We start from the raw sequence: 15725 nt of genomic DNA on the forward strand, positions 1-15725 counted from the left end.
CTCCACCCGTGGAAATGACCCTGGAAGTCGTCCCCGTCCCCGTCTCGGACATGGACCGCTCGAAGACCTTCTATGCAGAAGCCTGCGGCTTCAAGGTCGACCTCGACTCCGAGGTCGCCCCCGGCATGCGGATCATCCAGCTGACCCCGCCCGGGTCGCGCTGCTCCATCGCCCTGCTGAGCGGCATGCCGCCGCATCCCGACCAGCCCACGATGTCCCCCGGCACGCTCCACGGCCTCCAGCTCTGCGTCACGGACATCGCGAAGGCCCACTCCGAGCTGATGTCACGCGGAGTGCCGGTGACATCGATCCAGCACGTGGGCGCGACGGGCTGGGAGGAGGGCACGGGCGAGGAGTGGAACTCGTTCATGTTCTTCAAGGACCCGGACGGCAACAGCTGGTGCGTCCAGGAGGCCCCGTCACCGCTGTCGCAGCGCTGACGGCACCCACGGCGGCGGGCGGGCACGGAACATGCGTGCCCGCCCCGCCGCGTACCGGGCGGGGGTCGTCGTCCGTCGCTCGGGCCGTGCGGTCCCCCGCATGAGCGCTCTTCGCCCACGCCCGCTTCAGGCAGCGACCGGCACGGAAGCCTCAAGGCCCGCCGCGCACTCGGGGCAGCACCCGGGCGCGGCCGCGCGGAATCCCCTGTCGCACGCGTCACAGTTCTGCATCGGGTCGGGCCGTACCGCGACCGGGGCGGCGGGAAGCGGTGGGGGAAGCATGGCGTGGAGGCGGTACCCGAGCAGCGCGGCGGGTCCGTGGATCGGACCGGGCGGCAGCGCGGAGGTGAGGGTGCGCTGGACGGCGGCCGGGTCGACGCCGCGCTCCAGCCACCTGGCCACGCCCGGTGCGAGGCGCCGGATGTCACGCTCGGAGAGCAGCAACCGGCTGTCCTGGCGGCGCAGCCCGGCCAGGAGGTCGTGCACGACCGGGTCCGGCGCGGCGGGCGGCTCCTGTGGAGCTTCCGGCTCCGCCGCGGTCCTCGGTGGGGGCGGGGCGGACGCGGGCGCGGGGGTCGGCGCCTCGGTCTCCCGCTGTGCCCGCATCGCGGGCGGGTTGTTGTACGACACCGTGACGGTCACCATCTTGCCGGACGGCAGCCGCAGCCGGACGCGGGCGATGTAGCCCGTCGCCTCCAGCTCGCGGAACGCGTCAGCGACGCGCTTCTCGCTCTCCGGGAAGCGCTTGGCGAGCTCCCGGATCGAGATGATCGAACCGGCTTTCAGCGACTGCACATGCGTGGCCAGACCGATGGCCGTCAAGGACAGCCCTTCGTGCTGTGCGAGGTGGTTTCCGACCACGGTGAAGCGCTCCGGGTGCCGGATGTTGACGTGCTGCACACCGGAGGTGGGAACGAGGGACAGCGCGCGCGGCAGCGCGTTAAGCTGCGGATCAGCCATCGGGAAGCCTCTGATCTTCCTTGGGTGGCGAGGCCCTCGATCGGGATGCCCGTCCCGGCCGGGGGCCGTTTGCCGTATGGGAGTTGTCGAGCCCGAGCGTGCACCGCGCCTCGGCATATGCGCCAGCGGAACGGGTCCGTTTCACTCGCGTGAGTGACCCAGGGGTGGGGGTGGGTTGGCAGGGTTCTTTCCCTCGTTTCTTACTCTTTGACCTCGCGGCCCGCCGAGTCGCGGAACACCGAGTCGCGGCACCCCTGTTCCGGTGCAACGGGCGAAAACGGGTCGATCTCCGCCCATACCGACTTGCGGGGCACCGGCCCGATATCCACGCCCCACCGATCGGCGAGCGCCTCCACGACCAACAGGCCCCGCCCAGAAACGGCGTCGTCGCACTGCCGCCCACGCACGGGCAGCCGGTCGCCACGCGAGTCGGCCACCTCGATCCGTACGACCCCCGCCGCGTCGAGCCGCAGCGTCAGCCGGAAGTCCCGGCCGGGCACGCGCCCGTGGGTCGCCGCGTTGGCAGCGAGTTCGGCGACGATCTGCTCGGCGGCCTCGTACGGCCGCCCCCAGTCCACGAGATGGGCGACGGTGAGCCTCCGCGCGAGCCGTGCTCCACGGCGCGTGGCGGAGAGCAGGACGGTGAAGTGGCGGACGGGGGTGCCGGTTCGGGTGATTTCCTTGTTCACGTCACTCAGCGTGTCCGCCCGTGCATACCCTGAACAGGGCTGCCGCCGGGACGCGGCGCCTCTGTCCGGCTGCGGGCGGCTGTTGTCCGGGCTCGTACGCGTGTTGATGCGGAGGTCACCATGGAGCACCCGACCGACGGCTACGACGACGAGACGAGCGCCGTACTCAAAGCGGTCGGCCGTCAGATCAAGGCATGGCGCGAGCGAGCAGGGCTGCGGCAGAGCGAACTCGGAGCTGCGATCGGGTACGGGGAGGAACAGGTTTCGTCCGTGGAACGAGGCCGACGCGTACCGAAGCCGGAGTTTCTCGACCAGGCGGACGAGGTGCTGAACGCGGGCGGCATGATCTCGGCGATGAAGTCGGATGTCGCGGAGGCCCGTTACCCCAAGAAGGTCCGCGACCTGGCGAGACTCGAGAGCGAGTCCGTCGAGCTGGCAGCCTACGAAAACCACAACGTGCACGGCCTCCTGCAGACGGAGGCATACGCCCGTGCGCTCTTTCACATGAGGCGTCCCGTCCTGTCCGAGGAAGTCATCGAGCAGGGCATCGCGGCACGCATGGCACGGCAGGCTCTCTTCGACGCCCAATCGGCACCGATCTTCAGCTTCGTGCAGGAAGAGGTCACTCTGCGCAGGCCGCTCGGTGGGCGGAAAGTCTGGCGCGCCCAGCTCGAACGGCTGCTGGCAGTCGGTCGGTTGCGGCACGTCGAGATTCAGATCATGCCGACCGAGCGGGAGGACCACGCAGGAATGGCCGGGCCTCTCCAACTGCTGAGGCTGAGAAGTGGAACGACCGTCGGGCATGTGGATGTGCAGCGCTTCTCCCGCTTGGTCTCACATCCGACGGAGGTGCAGCCGCTGGAAATCCAGTATGGAATCATCCGGGCACAGGCGCTCACCCCTCAGGAGTCGCTGACGTTCATCGAGAAGGCGCTGGGAGAGACATGACCGACAAGCCCATACGCGGGTTGCAGTGGTCGAAGAGCAGCTACAGCAGCAGCGAGCCCGATTCCAGCTGCGTCGAGGTCGCCACCACCCCCGCCACCGTCCACATCCGCGACTCCAAGGACGCGGCCGTCCCCGGCCTGACGCTCGACCCCACGGCGTGGGCCGCCTTCGTCGCCTACGCCGCGGAGCGCTGACCGGGCGGCGTCGCCGATGCTCCCGTTGCCTGTCAGAGGCGCCTGCTATGCATGACCGTATGACGACGACACGACGCGAAGAGGCCGCCTTCTTACGTGACACCCGCACCTCGTACGACGCGATCGCCGACGACTACGCGGAGATGTTCAGGGCCGAGCCGGAGGGCAAGCCCCTCACCCTGGCCATGCTCACCGCCTTCGCGCAGACCGTGGCGCAGGACGGTGGCGGACCCGTCGTGGAGTTCGGGTCGGGTCCCGGCCGGGTGACGGCGTATCTCCACGGACTCGGGACGGACGTCAGAGGCGTCGACCTGTCGCCCGCGATGGTGGCGCTGGCCCGGCGGACGTATCCGGAGCTGCGGTTCGACGAAGGGTCGATGACGGAGCTGGGCGGCTTCGCCGACGGGTCGCTGCGCGGGGTCGTCGCCTGGTACTCGTTGATCCACCTGCCGCCCGCCGAGGTTCCCGGGGTGCTCGCGGAGTTCCACCGCGTCCTGGCGCCCGGCGGGCACCTGGCGCTGGCCTTCCAGGTCGGTGAGGACATATCGCGCCATACCGAAGCGTTCGGACACGCCCTGTCGCTCGACTTCCACCGTATGCGGCCGGACCGCGTCGCCGAGCAGTTGCGGGAGGCCGGCTTCGAGCCGACGGCGACCATGGTGCGGGAGGCGGCCCCGGACGAGAAGACGCCGCAGGCGCACGTGCTGGCCCGCAAGCCTGAGCAGACATAGGCGCACGGCGGCCCGGGCCGGGGGCGGTGCCCACCGGTCCGGGCCGGGCCGTTCACATGGGTGGGGTCACTGGCGCGGCGGCTCGTCGCGGCGTTCCGTCCCGCCGGTGCCGCCACCGGTGTCGCCGCCTCCGGACTGGCCCCTCATCTTCTCCTGGCCGGTGTCCACGTGGCGGCTGTACTTGCCCTGGGTCTTGTCGTCCACGTAGTCGCCGCCCTTCTCGCTGCCCTGGTTCGTCTGCTCGGGGTGGCCTTTGAGCATGTTCTTGAGCTTGTCCATCATGGACATGGGGATTTCCTCCTCGACGCAGTTCCCCCGTCACTCCAGGGTCACCGCCCCGGGCGCGTTTCGCATCCGCAGCCCTTGGAAGCACGCAGGTCCTGAGCCGATGGAGCCAGGTTCGGGACCGGGACCTACTGGCGGCTCAGGGACCGGGTGACCCCCGCCGCGATCGTGGTCGCCAGGACCCAGCCGCCGATGATCAGCAGGTACGCCAGCCATTGGTACGCCCCCTGGGGCGCGTAAGCGGTCTCCTGGCCGAATCCGACGATCGGCAGCAGCAGGTCGAGGGTGTAGAAGGCGGGGTTGAAATCGGGGGCCTCGCCGGGCTTCAGCGCGGGCGGATGGTTCAGGGCGAAGGCGACGGTCCCGGTGAGCAGCAGCGCCGCCAGCCATCCGGCGGCGCGCATCGGACGGAAGCCGTACCCCACGGTCACGTCCTGGAGAGCGCCCCAGACTCTGGCGTGCCAAGGAAGCGTGCGGCGATGGCGGCGGATCTTCGCGAACTGGACGGTGCGGGCGGCGGCCTCGTCGCCCGCCGAGCGGTAGGCCGTGGCGAGCTGCTCGTAAGTGAACGGCAGATAGCCGGCCTGTTCGCGTTCCAGCAGTGGCAGCCGCTGCTCGGCCGGCAGGTGGGGGGCGAGCCTGCCGTAGCCGAGTCCGTCGATCATGACCTGGTCGGGCCAGACCTCCGGCGATATGTGCAGCAGCTCCAGCTGGGAGCGGCGCAGATTGACGGCACCCTCGATCGGTGCCGCTTCGCGCAGCCACAGTTCGCCGACGACGCAGCTGCTGGCACGCAGTGCCAGGCCGCCGGGGTTCGACAGCCTGGCATACGCCAGATTCAGCTGACCCGGGACGGTGGCTCCCGTCAGGTCGATCCGGCCCACGGCCCGCAGACGCATCGCTCGCAGGTCGGCCCCGACGGACAGGCTCTCGCCGTACAGGGCGGTACCGCCCGGGCAGCGCAGGGTGGCGTCGTCGAGGTTGATCCGACCGCCGACGGTGGCCCCGTTCAGCCGGGTCTCGCCGTGCACGACGAGGCCCACCGCCCAGATGTCGGCGCCGATCGTCGCGTGGTTGAGCGACAGCAGCGTCGCGGCCGGCGCCTGGCCGCCTCCCTCGGCGGCCAGGCGCGCCCCGTCGAGGAAGACGGCGCCGCCGACCTGCGCTCCCGCCAGCCGTAGGGGACCGGTGACCCGGCAGCGGCTCATCCGCAGCGCGAGGTCCACGCGCAGGTTCCCGGCGGTGAGCCCCGGCAGCATCGAGTCGGTCAGTACGAGGGCGCGGAGCTGCGCGCCGTAGAGGTTCGGGGCCTCTTCGAAGTGACAGGCCCGCAGGCGAACGGGGCAGTTGACCGTCCCGTACCTGAGGTCCAGCCCGCCGGTGATCCGCGCGCCCGACATCTTCAGACCCGCGATCTCGCCGTCCTGGCGCGGTCCGTCCAGCAGCAGTGCGCGCAGTACCTCGGCGCGCACGGTCCGCTCGGGGCCCCGGGAAGCGCCGGGACCGGCGTCGTCGCCGGCGTCGTCGCCGGCGTCCCCGAGGAAGTCGACACCCTCGCCCCGCGGGAACGCCTCGACGACGCGTCGCTCTGCCGGTGTCAGATCGGTGATCTCCACCGGCCGGATGCTGTCGTGCGCCCGTTCGGACTGTCAACTCCCACCGGGCACACCCGCGTTGGGCGCAGCGCCTACAGAACCGGCAGGCTCTTGCGCAGCTCGAACGCGGTGACCTCGGAGCGGTACTCCTCCCACTCCTGCTTCTTGTTGCGCAGGAAGAAGTCGAAGACGTGCTCGCCCAGCGTCTCGGCCACCAGTTCGCTGCGCTCCATCAGGTCGATCGCCTCGCCCAGGTTCTGCGGGAGGGGGGTGATGCCCATCGCGCGGCGTTCGGCGTCGGAGAGGGCCCAGACGTCGTCGTCCGCGCCGGCCGGGAGTTCGTAGCCCTCCTCGATGCCCTTGAGGCCGGCGGCGAGCAGTACGGCGTACGACAGGTACGGGTTGGCGCCGGAGTCGAGGGAGCGGACCTCGATGCGGGCGGAGCCGGTCTTGCCCGGCTTGTACATCGGGACGCGGATCAGGGCGGAGCGGTTGTTGTGGCCCCAGCAGATGTACGAGGGGGCCTCTCCGCCGGCGCCGGCGCTGCGGGTGGAACCGCCCCAGATGCGCTTGTACGAGTTGACCCACTGGTTGGTGACGGCCGAGATCTCGGCGGCGTGCCGCAGCAGGCCGGCGATGAAGGAGCGGCCCACCTTGGAGAGCTGGTACTCGGCGCCGGACTCGTAGAAGGCGTTGCGGTCGCCCTCGAAGAGGGACAGGTGGGTGTGCATGCCGGAGCCCGGGTACTCAGAGAACGGCTTCGGCATGAAGGTGGCCTGGACGCCCTGCTCCAGCGCGACCTGCTTCATGACCAGGCGGAACGTCATGATGTTGTCGGCGGTCGACAGTGCGTCCGCGTACCGCAGGTCGATCTCCTGCTGGCCGGGCGCGCCCTCGTGGTGGCTGAACTCGACCGAGATGCCCATGGACTCCAGCATGGTGATCGCCTGGCGGCGGAAGTCCATGCCGACGTTCTGCGGGGTGTGGTCGAAGTAGCCGGAGCTGTCGGCGGGCGTGGGCCGGGTGCCGTCGACGGGCTTGTCCTTGAGCAGGAAGAACTCGATCTCGGGGTGGGTGTAGAAGGTGAAGCCCAGGTCCGAGGTCTTGGCCAGGATCCGCTTCAGCACGAAGCGCGGGTCCGCGAACGACGGCGAGCCGTCGGGCATCAGGATGTCGCAGAACATCCGGGCCGTGCCGGGGGCCTCGGCGCGCCAAGGCAGGATCTGGAAGGTGGCCGGATCCGGCTTGGCGATCATGTCCGATTCGTAGACCCGGGCGAAGCCCTCGATCGCGGAGCCGTCGAAGCCGATGCCTTCGTCGAATGCCTGTTCCAGTTCGGCGGGTGCCACGGCGACCGACTTGAGGAAGCCGAGCACATCGGTGAACCACAGGCGTACGAAGCGGATGTCGCGCTCCTCGAGCGTACGGAGCACGAATTCCTGCTGCTTGTCCATGTCTGCGTTCCTACCCATCCTTGCCGGTCACGGCGCGTGCCTGCTCCCCGGAGCATCCCATCCGCGGGTTTCGGGGAGATTGCGCACGCGGCTGTGCCCATTGTGGGTCAGGGGCCACCCGGAGACGACCCTGAGGCCCCCTCACTCTGCCGGACACGGCGGCGACCGGCGGGAGCGGGGGCCCTGGCGGCCTTGCCGGCCGCCCCGCTTTCCGCCGCCCGACTGCGGCAGGGGACGGGCGCGCCCACTACGATCTGCGGCCATGGGGGGTTCGCGGGCCTACCGCCTCTCGCGCCACACGCGTCCCACGGCTCTGCTGAGCGCCGTGGCGACGCTCCTCGGCGCGCTCTTCATCTGCCTCGGCCCGGGCGGTACGCACCACGACGCGACCACTCCCCCCGCGTACGAGCCGCTCGCGGCGGCCGCGTACAGCTGCCCGTACGACGAGGGCGGCTGCGGGATGATGCCGGTGCCGAGCCCCGCGGTGCTCACCGCGCCGCCGCTGGACGCCCCGCCGCCGGCGGGAGCCGCACTCCCGTCCGTGGGGCCGGACCCCGACGCCGCCCCGCCGCACCGTTCCGGAGCGCAGGCACGCGCCCCGGACCTGCACGTCCTTCAGGTGATGCGGACGTGACGAGTCCGCACGGCCTTGCACGTATCGCCGAACCCCCCATTCCGCAGACTTCACGAAGGACACCGCCACCATGGCCTCCCGTAACACCACCAACGACCGCCGGGCCCGCATAGAAGAGATGCGCCGCGCCGAGCAGTCCCGCGAGCGCCGCAACCGCATCCTCACCATCGGCATCAGCGGCGTCGTCGTCGCCGGCCTCGTCGGCTTCGGAGTCTTCGTTCTCAACAAGGAGTCCGAGGAGAAGGAGCAGCGCGTCGCCGAGGCGAAGGCCCCCGTCAAGGACGAGCAGACCTGGGACCCGAAGAAGCTCGGCCGCAACCACGTGGACACGCCCGTCACGTACGAGATGGCGCCGCCGGTCGGCGGCGACCACCGGCAGGTGTGGATGAACTGCAACGGCGACGTCTACCAGGAGCCGATCCCCGACAGCAACGCCGTCCACTCGCTGGAGCACGGCGCGGTGTGGGTGACCTACACCGACAAGGCCGACAAGGCCGACGTGGACGAGCTCGCCGAGCGGGTCAAGAAGACGCCGTACTCGCTGATGAGCCCGTACAAGGACCAGAAGGGCGTGATCATGCTGAGCGCCTGGGGCAAGCAGGTCACCGTCGACTCGGCCGACGACAAGCGGGTCAGCCAGTTCTTCACCAAGTACGTGCAGGGCCCGCAGACACCCGAGCCGGGCGCGGCCTGCACGGGCGGACTGAGCGGCAAGTGACGGGCATGACGCGTACGCACTGGGCCGCCGGCACGGCGATCGCGCTCGCGCTGCTGTTCGCGGGGGCCGCCACGGTGGCCTCCGCGGGCGACGGCTCCTCCCCCGCGGGCCGCACGCCGACGGGGGCGTCCGCGGACGCCGGTTTCGCCCGGGACATGTCCGTGCACCACCAGCAGGCGGTGGAGATGTCGTTCATCGTCCGCGAGCGCACCCGGGACGAAGAGGTGCGCACGCTCGCGTACGACATCGCCAACACGCAGGCGAACCAGCGCGGGATGATGCTGGGCTGGCTGGACCTGTGGGGACTGCCGAAGGTGCAGGCGGACGCCGAGCCGATGGAGTGGATGAGCACGGGGGCGGACGGCGCTTCCGGGCACGGCGGCCACTCCGGGCACTTGGGCCCTCAGGCCGAGGACGGGGCGCTGATGGCCGGCATGGCGACCAAGGCGGACATGGAGCGGCTGGCCCGGCTCGGCGGCAGGGAGGCCGAGATCCTCTACCTCCAGCTGATGATCATCCATCACAACGGCGGCATCGCCATGGCCAAGGGCTGCGTCGAGCGGTGCGAGGTCGGCGTGGAGCGCGATCTGGCGCAGGGCATGGTGGACGCGCAGGCGTCGGAGGTCGAGCTGATGGTCGACCTGCTGCGCAAGCGCGGCGCGCAGCCGCGCACCTGACGCGCGCGAGACCGGCCGGGCCGCCGTCCGGGGTACGCGACGACTGCGGTCGCGTACCCCGGACGGCGCAACGACAATGGGGTGGCTCGGGGCCTTACGGCATCCAGGAGGCAGACCCATGACCACGGCGAAGGACATCATGCACCCGGGGGCCCGGTGGATCCCCGAACACGAGACCCTCGACCGCGCGGCCCAGCTGATGCGCGAGCTGGACGTCGGCGCCCTGCCGATCGCCGACGCCGACGAGCGCCTGTGCGGCATCCTCACCGACCGTGACATCGTCGTCGGCTGCGTGGCGATGGGCCACGACCCGTCCCGGGTCACGGCGGGCGACATGGCGAAGGGCACCCCGCGCTGGATCGACTCGGGCGCGGACGTCGACGAGGTGCTCCGGGAGATGCAGAGCCACCAGATCCGGCGGCTGCCGGTGATCGAGAACAAGCGGCTGGTCGGCATGATCAGTGAGGCGGACCTGGCGCAGCACCTGAACGAGGACCAGCTGACGGGGTGGGCGGAACGGGTGTACGCGGAGAGCGGGACGGAGCGGTTGACAAGTGCGGGATCGATGACCTGACGTGGGCGCTGCGCGTCCGGGGGCCCGTCCCCGGTGGCGCACCGCGCCCCGGGCGTGCCCTGCCGCCCGGGCGGCGCTCCGTCGACCGCGGTGTGCCCTGCCCTGGGCGGGGCACACCGATGCGAAGGCCGGGACGGGGAACGGACCGACGAGTCCGGTGAGGCAACGCGTCCTTGCCCAGGAGTTCTCGGGGTAGGAGGGCCGGAGCACCCTGTGCCGGCGGACCGGTTCACCACGTGGGCCGTCCGCTGCTCCTGCGGACGCAGGTCGACCGGTCAGTCGACGAGGTACCGGACCGCGTCGACGACATGCGGGCCGTGACCGAACGCCGCGCTGAGGCGTTCCAGGCGGCCGTACGTCTCGGGCGACATGGGCGACCAGAACTGGTTGGCGGCGGCCAGGGTCACGGTGAAGCGGTTGCTCGTCGTCGCACTGTAATTGCCGAGATGGTCGACGCTGTCGCCCAGCGACCCGGTGCCGTAGGTGCCGGTGAGCGTGAGCTGCTGCGGCTTCCCGGGCTTGCCGGAGTCCTGGACGAACTTCTGGATGCGCGCCTTGTTCTGGTCGACGAGCTGGTTGACCGCCTTCTGGGCGAGGTCGGCATTCGACCATCGGGAGTTCGGGGTGGGGCGGCCGACCGTCGGCGGTTGAGGCACGCGGGCACAGGTGAGGCCGCCAGGCCCGGGGAGGAGCCCCGCGAAGCGGGGACGGGCGGAGCTCCGCGCGGCAGAGCCGCATGCCGGTGCTGCGAGAAGGGCTGGAGAGGGAGCGGCCCAGCGCGGGCGGCCCGCCGCCGTGTGGGCCGCGTCACGCGGAAGGGCATCGCGTCAGAAAGACGATTACACTGGCCCCCGTGCCTCAACTACGCCTCGCTCTGAATCAGATCGACTCGACCGTCGGCGACCTCGCCGGCAACGCCGAGGCGATCGTGCACTGGACCCGGCACGCCGCCGAGCAGGGGGCGCATCTCGTCGCGTTCCCCGAGATGGTGTTGACCGGCTATCCCGTCGAGGATCTCGCTCTGCGGTCGTCGTTCGTCGACGCGTCCCGTGCCGCGCTGCGCGCCCTCGCCGTGCGGCTCGACGCCGAGGGATTCGGCGAACTGCCCGTGATCGTCGGGTATCTGGACCGTTCGGAGACGGGCCGGCCCAGGTACGGCCAGCCCGCCGGCGCCCCGCACAACGCCGGGGCCGTGCTGCACCGCGGCCGGGTGGTGCTGAGCTTCGCCAAGCACCACCTCCCGAACTACGGCGTCTTCGACGAGTTCCGCTACTTCATGCCGGGCGACACCATGCCGGTGGTCCGCGTCCACGGCGTCGACGTGGCGCTCGCGATCTGCGAGGACCTCTGGCAGGACGGCGGCCGGGTGCCGGCGGCCCGCAGCGCGAAGGCCGGGCTGCTGGTGTCGATCAACGCCTCGCCGTACGAGCGCGAGAAGGACGACACCCGCCTGGAGCTGGTGCGCAAGCGCGCCCAGGAGGCCGGCTGCACCACCGCCTACGTGGCGATGATCGGCGGGCAGGACGAGCTGGTCTTCGACGGCGACTCGATCGTCGTCGGCCCGGACGGCGAAGTCGTCGCCCGCGCCCCGCAGTTCTCCGAGGGCAGCGTCGTGATCGACCTGGAGCTGCCCGCCGCCGCGGCCGACGCCCCGGACGGCGTGGTCGACGACGGGCTGCGCATCGACCGCGTCGTCCTGTCGGAGGAGCCCCTGCCCGCGTACGAGGCGGAGCTCACCGGCGGTTACGCCGACCGGCTCGACGACGACGAGGAGGTGTACTCGGCGCTGGTCGTCGGCCTGCGCGCGTACGCCGCGAAGAACGGTTTCCGTTCGGTGCTCATCGGCCTGTCCGGCGGGATCGACTCCGCCCTCGTCGCCGCCGTCGCCTGCGACGCGGTCGGTGCCGAGAACGTGTACGGCGTCTCGATGCCGTCCAAGTACAGCTCCGACCACTCCAAGGGCGACGCCGCCGAGCTGGCCCGCCGGACCGGGCTCCACTTCCGTACCGTGCCGATCGAGCCGATGTTCGACGCGTACATGGACTCGCTGGGGCTCACCGGTCTCGCGGAGGAGAACCTGCAGTCGCGGCTGCGCGGCACGATGCTCATGGCGATCTCCAACCAGGAAGGCCACATCGTGCTCGCGCCGGGCAACAAGTCCGAGCTGGCCGTGGGGTATTCGACGCTCTACGGCGACTCGGTCGGCGCGTACGGGCCGATCAAGGACGTCTACAAGACGACCGTGTTCCGGCTGGCGAAGTGGCGCAACCGCGCTGCCGAGGAGCGCGGCGGGACACCGCCGATCCCGGAGGCGTCGATCACCAAGCCGCCGAGCGCCGAGCTGCGCCCCGGTCAGGTCGACACCGACTCGCTGCCGGACTACGACGTGCTGGACCGGATCCTCGAGCTGTACGTCGACCGGGACCAGGGCAGGGACGCGATCGTCGCGGCCGGTTTCGACGAGGAGCTGGTGACGAAGACGCTGCGGCTGGTGGACACGGCGGAGTACAAGCGGCGCCAGTACCCGCCGGGCACCAAGATCTCGGCGAAGGGCTTCGGCAAGGACCGGCGGCTGCCGATCACGAACCGCTGGCGCGAGACGACGAGCCGGACCGGCTGACCGGCTGACCGTCTCCGGTGCGAAGGGGCCTCCCGCGTCGTCGCGGGAGGCCCCTTCGCCGTACGGCCCCCTCGCGGGCCGGCAGCCCGGCCGTCAGGGCGATCGCGATCCCACGGCGGCCGAGACCTCGCCGACGAGCGCCGAGGACGACGACGGTGTCACGGAGCCAAGGCGGCGCCGACCGTGCACGGCAGGGCATGCCGACCGAGACCGGAAACGGAAAGGCGTGCCGACCGAGACCGGAAAGCGAGCCGACCGGAAACGGGAAGGCCGCCGGGACGAGCCGCCGCCACGCGGCTCCGCCCGGGCCGGGCACCGCTTTCCGTGCCGCTCGCGGATACGGAAGCGGAGCCTGCCGCCGTCAGAGAAGAGCGGGGGCGGGGAACCTCACAGCGTGACGCTCGCCGCGATCGGCAGATGGTCGCTGGGCGTGCGCGGCAGCGTCCACGACGACACCGGCTCCACCCCGCGCACCATGATCTGGTCGATCCGCGCCATCGGGAACGCCGCCGGCCAGCTGAAGCCGAAGCCGTCGCCCGCCGCGCCCTGCGTGGAGCGCATCTGGGACGTGACGGCGTTGAGTGCGCGGTCGTTCATCGTGCCGTTGAGGTCTCCGAGCAGCACGACCCGGTCCAGCCGTTCGCGGGCGATCGCCTCGCCCAGCGCGTCGGCGCTGTCATCGCGCTGGCCCGCGGTGAACCCGGCGTTGAGCTTCACCCGCACGGACGGCATGTGCGCGACGTACACCGCGACGTCCCCCTCGGGCACCGTCACCGTCGCGCGCATGGCACGGACCCAGCCCATCCGGATGTCGACGGGGGCCGTGCCGGTCAGCGGGTACTTGCTCCACAGGCCGACCGTGCCCTCCACCGCGTGGTAGCGGTACGTGCCGGCCAGGGCCTCCTCGTACGCCGCGACCTGCCCGGCCGGCAGCTCCTGCAGGGCCAGGACGTCCGCCCCGGAGGCGGCGACGTCCTTCGCGGTGCCCGTCGGGTCCGGGTTGTCGGCGTTCACGTTGTGCGTGGCGACCGTCAGATCACCGCGGGCACCGCCCGCCTCCGCGGACTTGTCGGCGAGCAGCCCGCCGAAGAGATTGAGCCACACGGCCAGCGGCAGCACCGCGGCGATCAGCGCGGTCGCGGAGCGCCGCAGCAGCGCCGCGACGGCGATCAGCGGTACGAAGACACCGAACCACGGCAGGAACGTCTCGGTCAGGCTGCCGAGGTTGCCGATCCGGTTGGGGATCTGCGCGTGCAGCACCATCAGCAGGGCGATCAGCACGGCGCACAGCGCGAGAACGATGCCGCGCCGCCAGATTCCCCGGTCCTCGCGCCACCGCGCGGGCAGGAGACTCCCGAGTCTCCCGGCGAGGGAGCCGGTGGACGTCCCGGCTGCGTCGCTCCCCGTTTCCGCCGTGTACGCCTGCGCCATGAATGCTGTCCTCACTTGCCTTGCCGTCACGCCCGCCCTCGCCGTCGTCCTATGGACCCTAGGCGATGGCCGGGTGGTCACTCCGCCGTCCGGGGACGGCCGTACTGTCTCGATGACGACGGGGCGGCACGCCGGGTTCCTGCCGCCGGGCCCGGCGCCCGCGCTGTGACAGAACGGGCACACTTCGGCGGCCGGGCGTGGCGACGCGGCCGTGTGACGGGGTCCTCTTTCCCGGGGCGGGATCAAGTGCCACCATGGAGGCGATCCGGGGACGCCGTCAGGGCGCCTCGAGATGACGAAGGAGCCGAATACTCATGACGCTTCAGCCTGCTCAGAGGACTCCCGACAGCAGCAGGGCGCTGTACGGCGGCAAGCAGACGCGCCGCATCACCGTGCACGACATCGCCGCCGCCAAGGAGCGCGGCGAGAAGTGGCCCATGCTCACCGCCTACGACGCGATGACCGCGTCCGTCTTCGACGAGGCAGGCATCCCGGTGGTGCTCGTGGGCGACTCGATGGGCAACTGCCACCTCGGCTACGAGACCACCGTGCCCGTCACGATGGACGAGATGACCTTGCTGTCGGCGGCCGTCGTACGGGGCACCAGGCGCGCGCTCGTCGTGGGCGACCTGCCCTTCGGCGCGTACCAGGAGGGCCCGGTCCAGGCCCTGCGCAACGCCACCCGGCTGGTCAAGGACGCCGGTGTCGGCGCGGTCAAGCTGGAGGGCGGCGAGCGCTCGCTGGCCCAGACCGAGCTGATCGTGCAGTCCGGCATCCCGGTCATGTCGCACCTCGGCCTGACCCCGCAGTCCGTGAACACCATGGGCTACCGGGTGCAGGGCCGCAGCGACGAGGCCGCGCACAAGCTGATCCGCGACGCCAAGGCCGCTCAGGACGCGGGCGCGTTCGCGGTGGTCCTCGAGCTGGTCCCCGCGGAGCTCGCCGCCGAGGTGACCCGCTCCCTGCACATCCCCACCATCGGCATCGGCGCCGGCCCGGACACCGACGCGCAGGTCCTGGTGTGGACCGACATGGCCGGCCTGACCGGCGGCAAGGTGCCGCGCTTCACCAAGCAGTACGCGAACCTCCGGCAGACCCTCGGCGACGCGGCGAAGGCGTTCGCGGACGACGTCGCGGGCGGCGCGTTCCCCGCCGAGGAGCACAGCTTCCACTGAGTCTCCACCGCGTCACGCGCACAGCGGCACAGCGGCACAGAGCCACTCCCGGCACAGACGACAGCCCGCCGACCGTCCCCCGTCGGCGGGCTGTCGGCGTACCGTGGGAAGTGGCCTCGGGGACCGCATCAAGGCAGCCGGGAGGCGGTACATCATGGCCGACACCTTGAGCAGGAACATGAGCAGGAACTTCGACTCGGCCGACGAGACCCGCCCGTTCGAGGACGGGAAGGGAAAGCTGGAGCTCATCAACACCGAGCACGGACCGGTCGGCCGGGCCGTGTTCGAACCGGGCTGGCGCTGGTCCACCCACGTCAAGCCGATCGCCGGCACGGACAGCTGCGAGGCGGCACATGTGGCCTACGCCGTCAGCGGCCGGATGACGGTCGTCATGGACAGTGGCGAGACCGTCGAGATCGGCCCCGGCGACCTGGTCTCCATCGCACCGGGCCACGACGCGTGGGTCGTCGGCGACGAACCGTGCGTGTTGCTCGACTGGGCCGGCTTCGGCGACTACGCCAAGCGCTGACCTGCGAAAACGTGGGCCGCCGACCACGTGTCGGCGGCCTGTCGGCAGCTTGTCGGCCGTCTGTCGGCGCA

General features: G+C 71.1%; 18 protein-coding genes. 11 read left to right on the forward strand and 7 right to left on the reverse strand.

Annotation, left to right across the window (positions count from 1 at the left end; translation table 11 throughout):
• The first annotated feature begins 8 nt into the window (after positions 1-8).
• Entirely contained in the window at positions 9-440 is a 432-nt protein-coding gene (locus AB0903_RS12410; protein WP_366701777.1) for a VOC family protein, read from the forward strand.
• Between the two features lie 126 nt (positions 441-566).
• Here the strand turns inward: AB0903_RS12410 and AB0903_RS12415 are convergent, their stop codons facing one another.
• Both AB0903_RS12415 and AB0903_RS12420 read right to left on the reverse strand, forming a co-directional pair.
• Complete coding sequence (locus AB0903_RS12415) at positions 567-1400, reverse strand: helix-turn-helix domain-containing protein (RefSeq protein ID WP_366701779.1); 834 nt, start codon at positions 1398-1400, stop codon at positions 567-569.
• Positions 1401-1600: 200 nt separating this feature from the next.
• Entirely contained in the window at positions 1601-2089 is a 489-nt protein-coding gene (locus tag AB0903_RS12420; protein ID WP_366701781.1) for an ATP-binding protein, read from the reverse strand.
• Between the two features lie 120 nt (positions 2090-2209).
• On the opposite strand from AB0903_RS12420, the gene AB0903_RS12425 reads away from it, so the two are divergent.
• From AB0903_RS12425 to AB0903_RS12435, 3 genes are read left to right on the forward strand one after another with little or no spacing between them, the layout of a single operon-like run.
• A complete protein-coding gene (locus AB0903_RS12425) occupies positions 2210-3037 on the forward strand; it encodes a helix-turn-helix transcriptional regulator (protein WP_366701783.1) in 828 nt (275 codons plus the stop codon).
• Positions 3034-3231: a DUF397 domain-containing protein gene (locus AB0903_RS12430; protein ID WP_366701785.1), complete on the forward strand. Its 198-nt coding sequence runs from the start codon at positions 3034-3036 to the stop codon at positions 3229-3231. The genes AB0903_RS12425 and AB0903_RS12430 overlap by 4 nt, the downstream gene beginning before the upstream one ends.
• Positions 3232-3290: 59 nt before the next feature.
• Complete coding sequence (locus tag AB0903_RS12435) at positions 3291-3962, forward strand: class I SAM-dependent methyltransferase (protein ID WP_366701787.1); 672 nt, start codon at positions 3291-3293, stop codon at positions 3960-3962.
• Positions 3963-4028: 66 nt separating this feature from the next.
• Here the strand turns inward: AB0903_RS12435 and AB0903_RS12440 are convergent, their stop codons facing one another.
• From AB0903_RS12440 to AB0903_RS12450, 3 genes are all read right to left on the reverse strand, one after another.
• The gene (locus AB0903_RS12440; protein ID WP_366701789.1) at positions 4029-4250 is read right to left on the reverse strand and encodes an antitoxin; all 222 of its coding nucleotides are present in this window, start codon (positions 4248-4250) and stop codon (positions 4029-4031) included.
• Between the two features lie 125 nt (positions 4251-4375).
• On the reverse strand, positions 4376-5863 hold the full coding sequence (locus tag AB0903_RS12445) for a membrane-associated oxidoreductase (protein WP_366701791.1): 1488 nt from the start codon (positions 5861-5863) through the stop codon (positions 4376-4378).
• Between the two features lie 71 nt (positions 5864-5934).
• Positions 5935-7296 carry a glutamine synthetase family protein gene (locus AB0903_RS12450; protein WP_366701793.1) on the reverse strand — a complete coding sequence of 454 codons (1362 nt, stop codon included), beginning with the start codon at positions 7294-7296 and terminating at the stop codon, positions 5935-5937.
• Between the two features lie 262 nt (positions 7297-7558).
• On the opposite strand from AB0903_RS12450, the gene AB0903_RS12455 reads away from it, so the two are divergent.
• The 4 genes from AB0903_RS12455 to AB0903_RS12470 all read left to right on the forward strand — a co-directional run bounded on the left by AB0903_RS12455 (position 7559) and on the right by AB0903_RS12470 (position 9899).
• Positions 7559-7930: a hypothetical protein gene (locus AB0903_RS12455; protein ID WP_366701795.1), complete on the forward strand. Its 372-nt coding sequence runs from the start codon at positions 7559-7561 to the stop codon at positions 7928-7930.
• Positions 7931-8000: 70 nt separating this feature from the next.
• A complete protein-coding gene (locus tag AB0903_RS12460) occupies positions 8001-8648 on the forward strand; it encodes a DUF3105 domain-containing protein (protein WP_366701797.1) in 648 nt (215 codons plus the stop codon).
• A gap of 5 nt (positions 8649-8653) precedes the next feature.
• Positions 8654-9325: a DUF305 domain-containing protein gene (locus tag AB0903_RS12465; protein ID WP_366701799.1), complete on the forward strand. Its 672-nt coding sequence runs from the start codon at positions 8654-8656 to the stop codon at positions 9323-9325.
• Positions 9326-9443: 118 nt separating this feature from the next.
• The gene (locus tag AB0903_RS12470; protein ID WP_366701801.1) at positions 9444-9899 is read left to right on the forward strand and encodes a CBS domain-containing protein; all 456 of its coding nucleotides are present in this window, start codon (positions 9444-9446) and stop codon (positions 9897-9899) included.
• Between the two features lie 275 nt (positions 9900-10174).
• Here AB0903_RS12470 and AB0903_RS12475 read toward each other — a convergent pair whose 3' ends face one another.
• A complete protein-coding gene (locus tag AB0903_RS12475) occupies positions 10175-10555 on the reverse strand; it encodes a hypothetical protein (protein WP_366701803.1) in 381 nt (126 codons plus the stop codon).
• A gap of 197 nt (positions 10556-10752) precedes the next feature.
• On the opposite strand from AB0903_RS12475, the gene AB0903_RS12480 reads away from it, so the two are divergent.
• Positions 10753-12519, forward strand: coding sequence for an NAD+ synthase (locus AB0903_RS12480; protein ID WP_366701805.1), 1767 nt, complete (start codon positions 10753-10755; stop codon positions 12517-12519).
• A 387-nt stretch (positions 12520-12906) separates the two neighbouring features.
• On the opposite strand, the gene AB0903_RS12485 is transcribed toward AB0903_RS12480, so the two are convergent.
• Entirely contained in the window at positions 12907-13950 is a 1044-nt protein-coding gene (locus tag AB0903_RS12485; protein WP_366701807.1) for an endonuclease/exonuclease/phosphatase family protein, read from the reverse strand.
• Between the two features lie 314 nt (positions 13951-14264).
• Between AB0903_RS12485 and panB the strand changes: the two genes are divergently transcribed.
• Together panB and AB0903_RS12495 are read left to right on the forward strand one after the other, a co-directional pair.
• Entirely contained in the window at positions 14265-15125 is an 861-nt protein-coding gene (panB, locus tag AB0903_RS12490) for a 3-methyl-2-oxobutanoate hydroxymethyltransferase (RefSeq protein WP_366701809.1), read from the forward strand.
• Between the two features lie 166 nt (positions 15126-15291).
• Positions 15292-15654: a cupin domain-containing protein gene (locus AB0903_RS12495; RefSeq protein WP_366701986.1), complete on the forward strand. Its 363-nt coding sequence runs from the start codon at positions 15292-15294 to the stop codon at positions 15652-15654.
• The last annotated feature ends 71 nt before the right edge of the window (positions 15655-15725 follow it).

It is taken from the genome of Streptomyces sp. NPDC048389, from assembly GCF_040706335.1.
Lineage (GTDB): Bacteria > Actinomycetota > Actinomycetes > Streptomycetales > Streptomycetaceae > Streptomyces.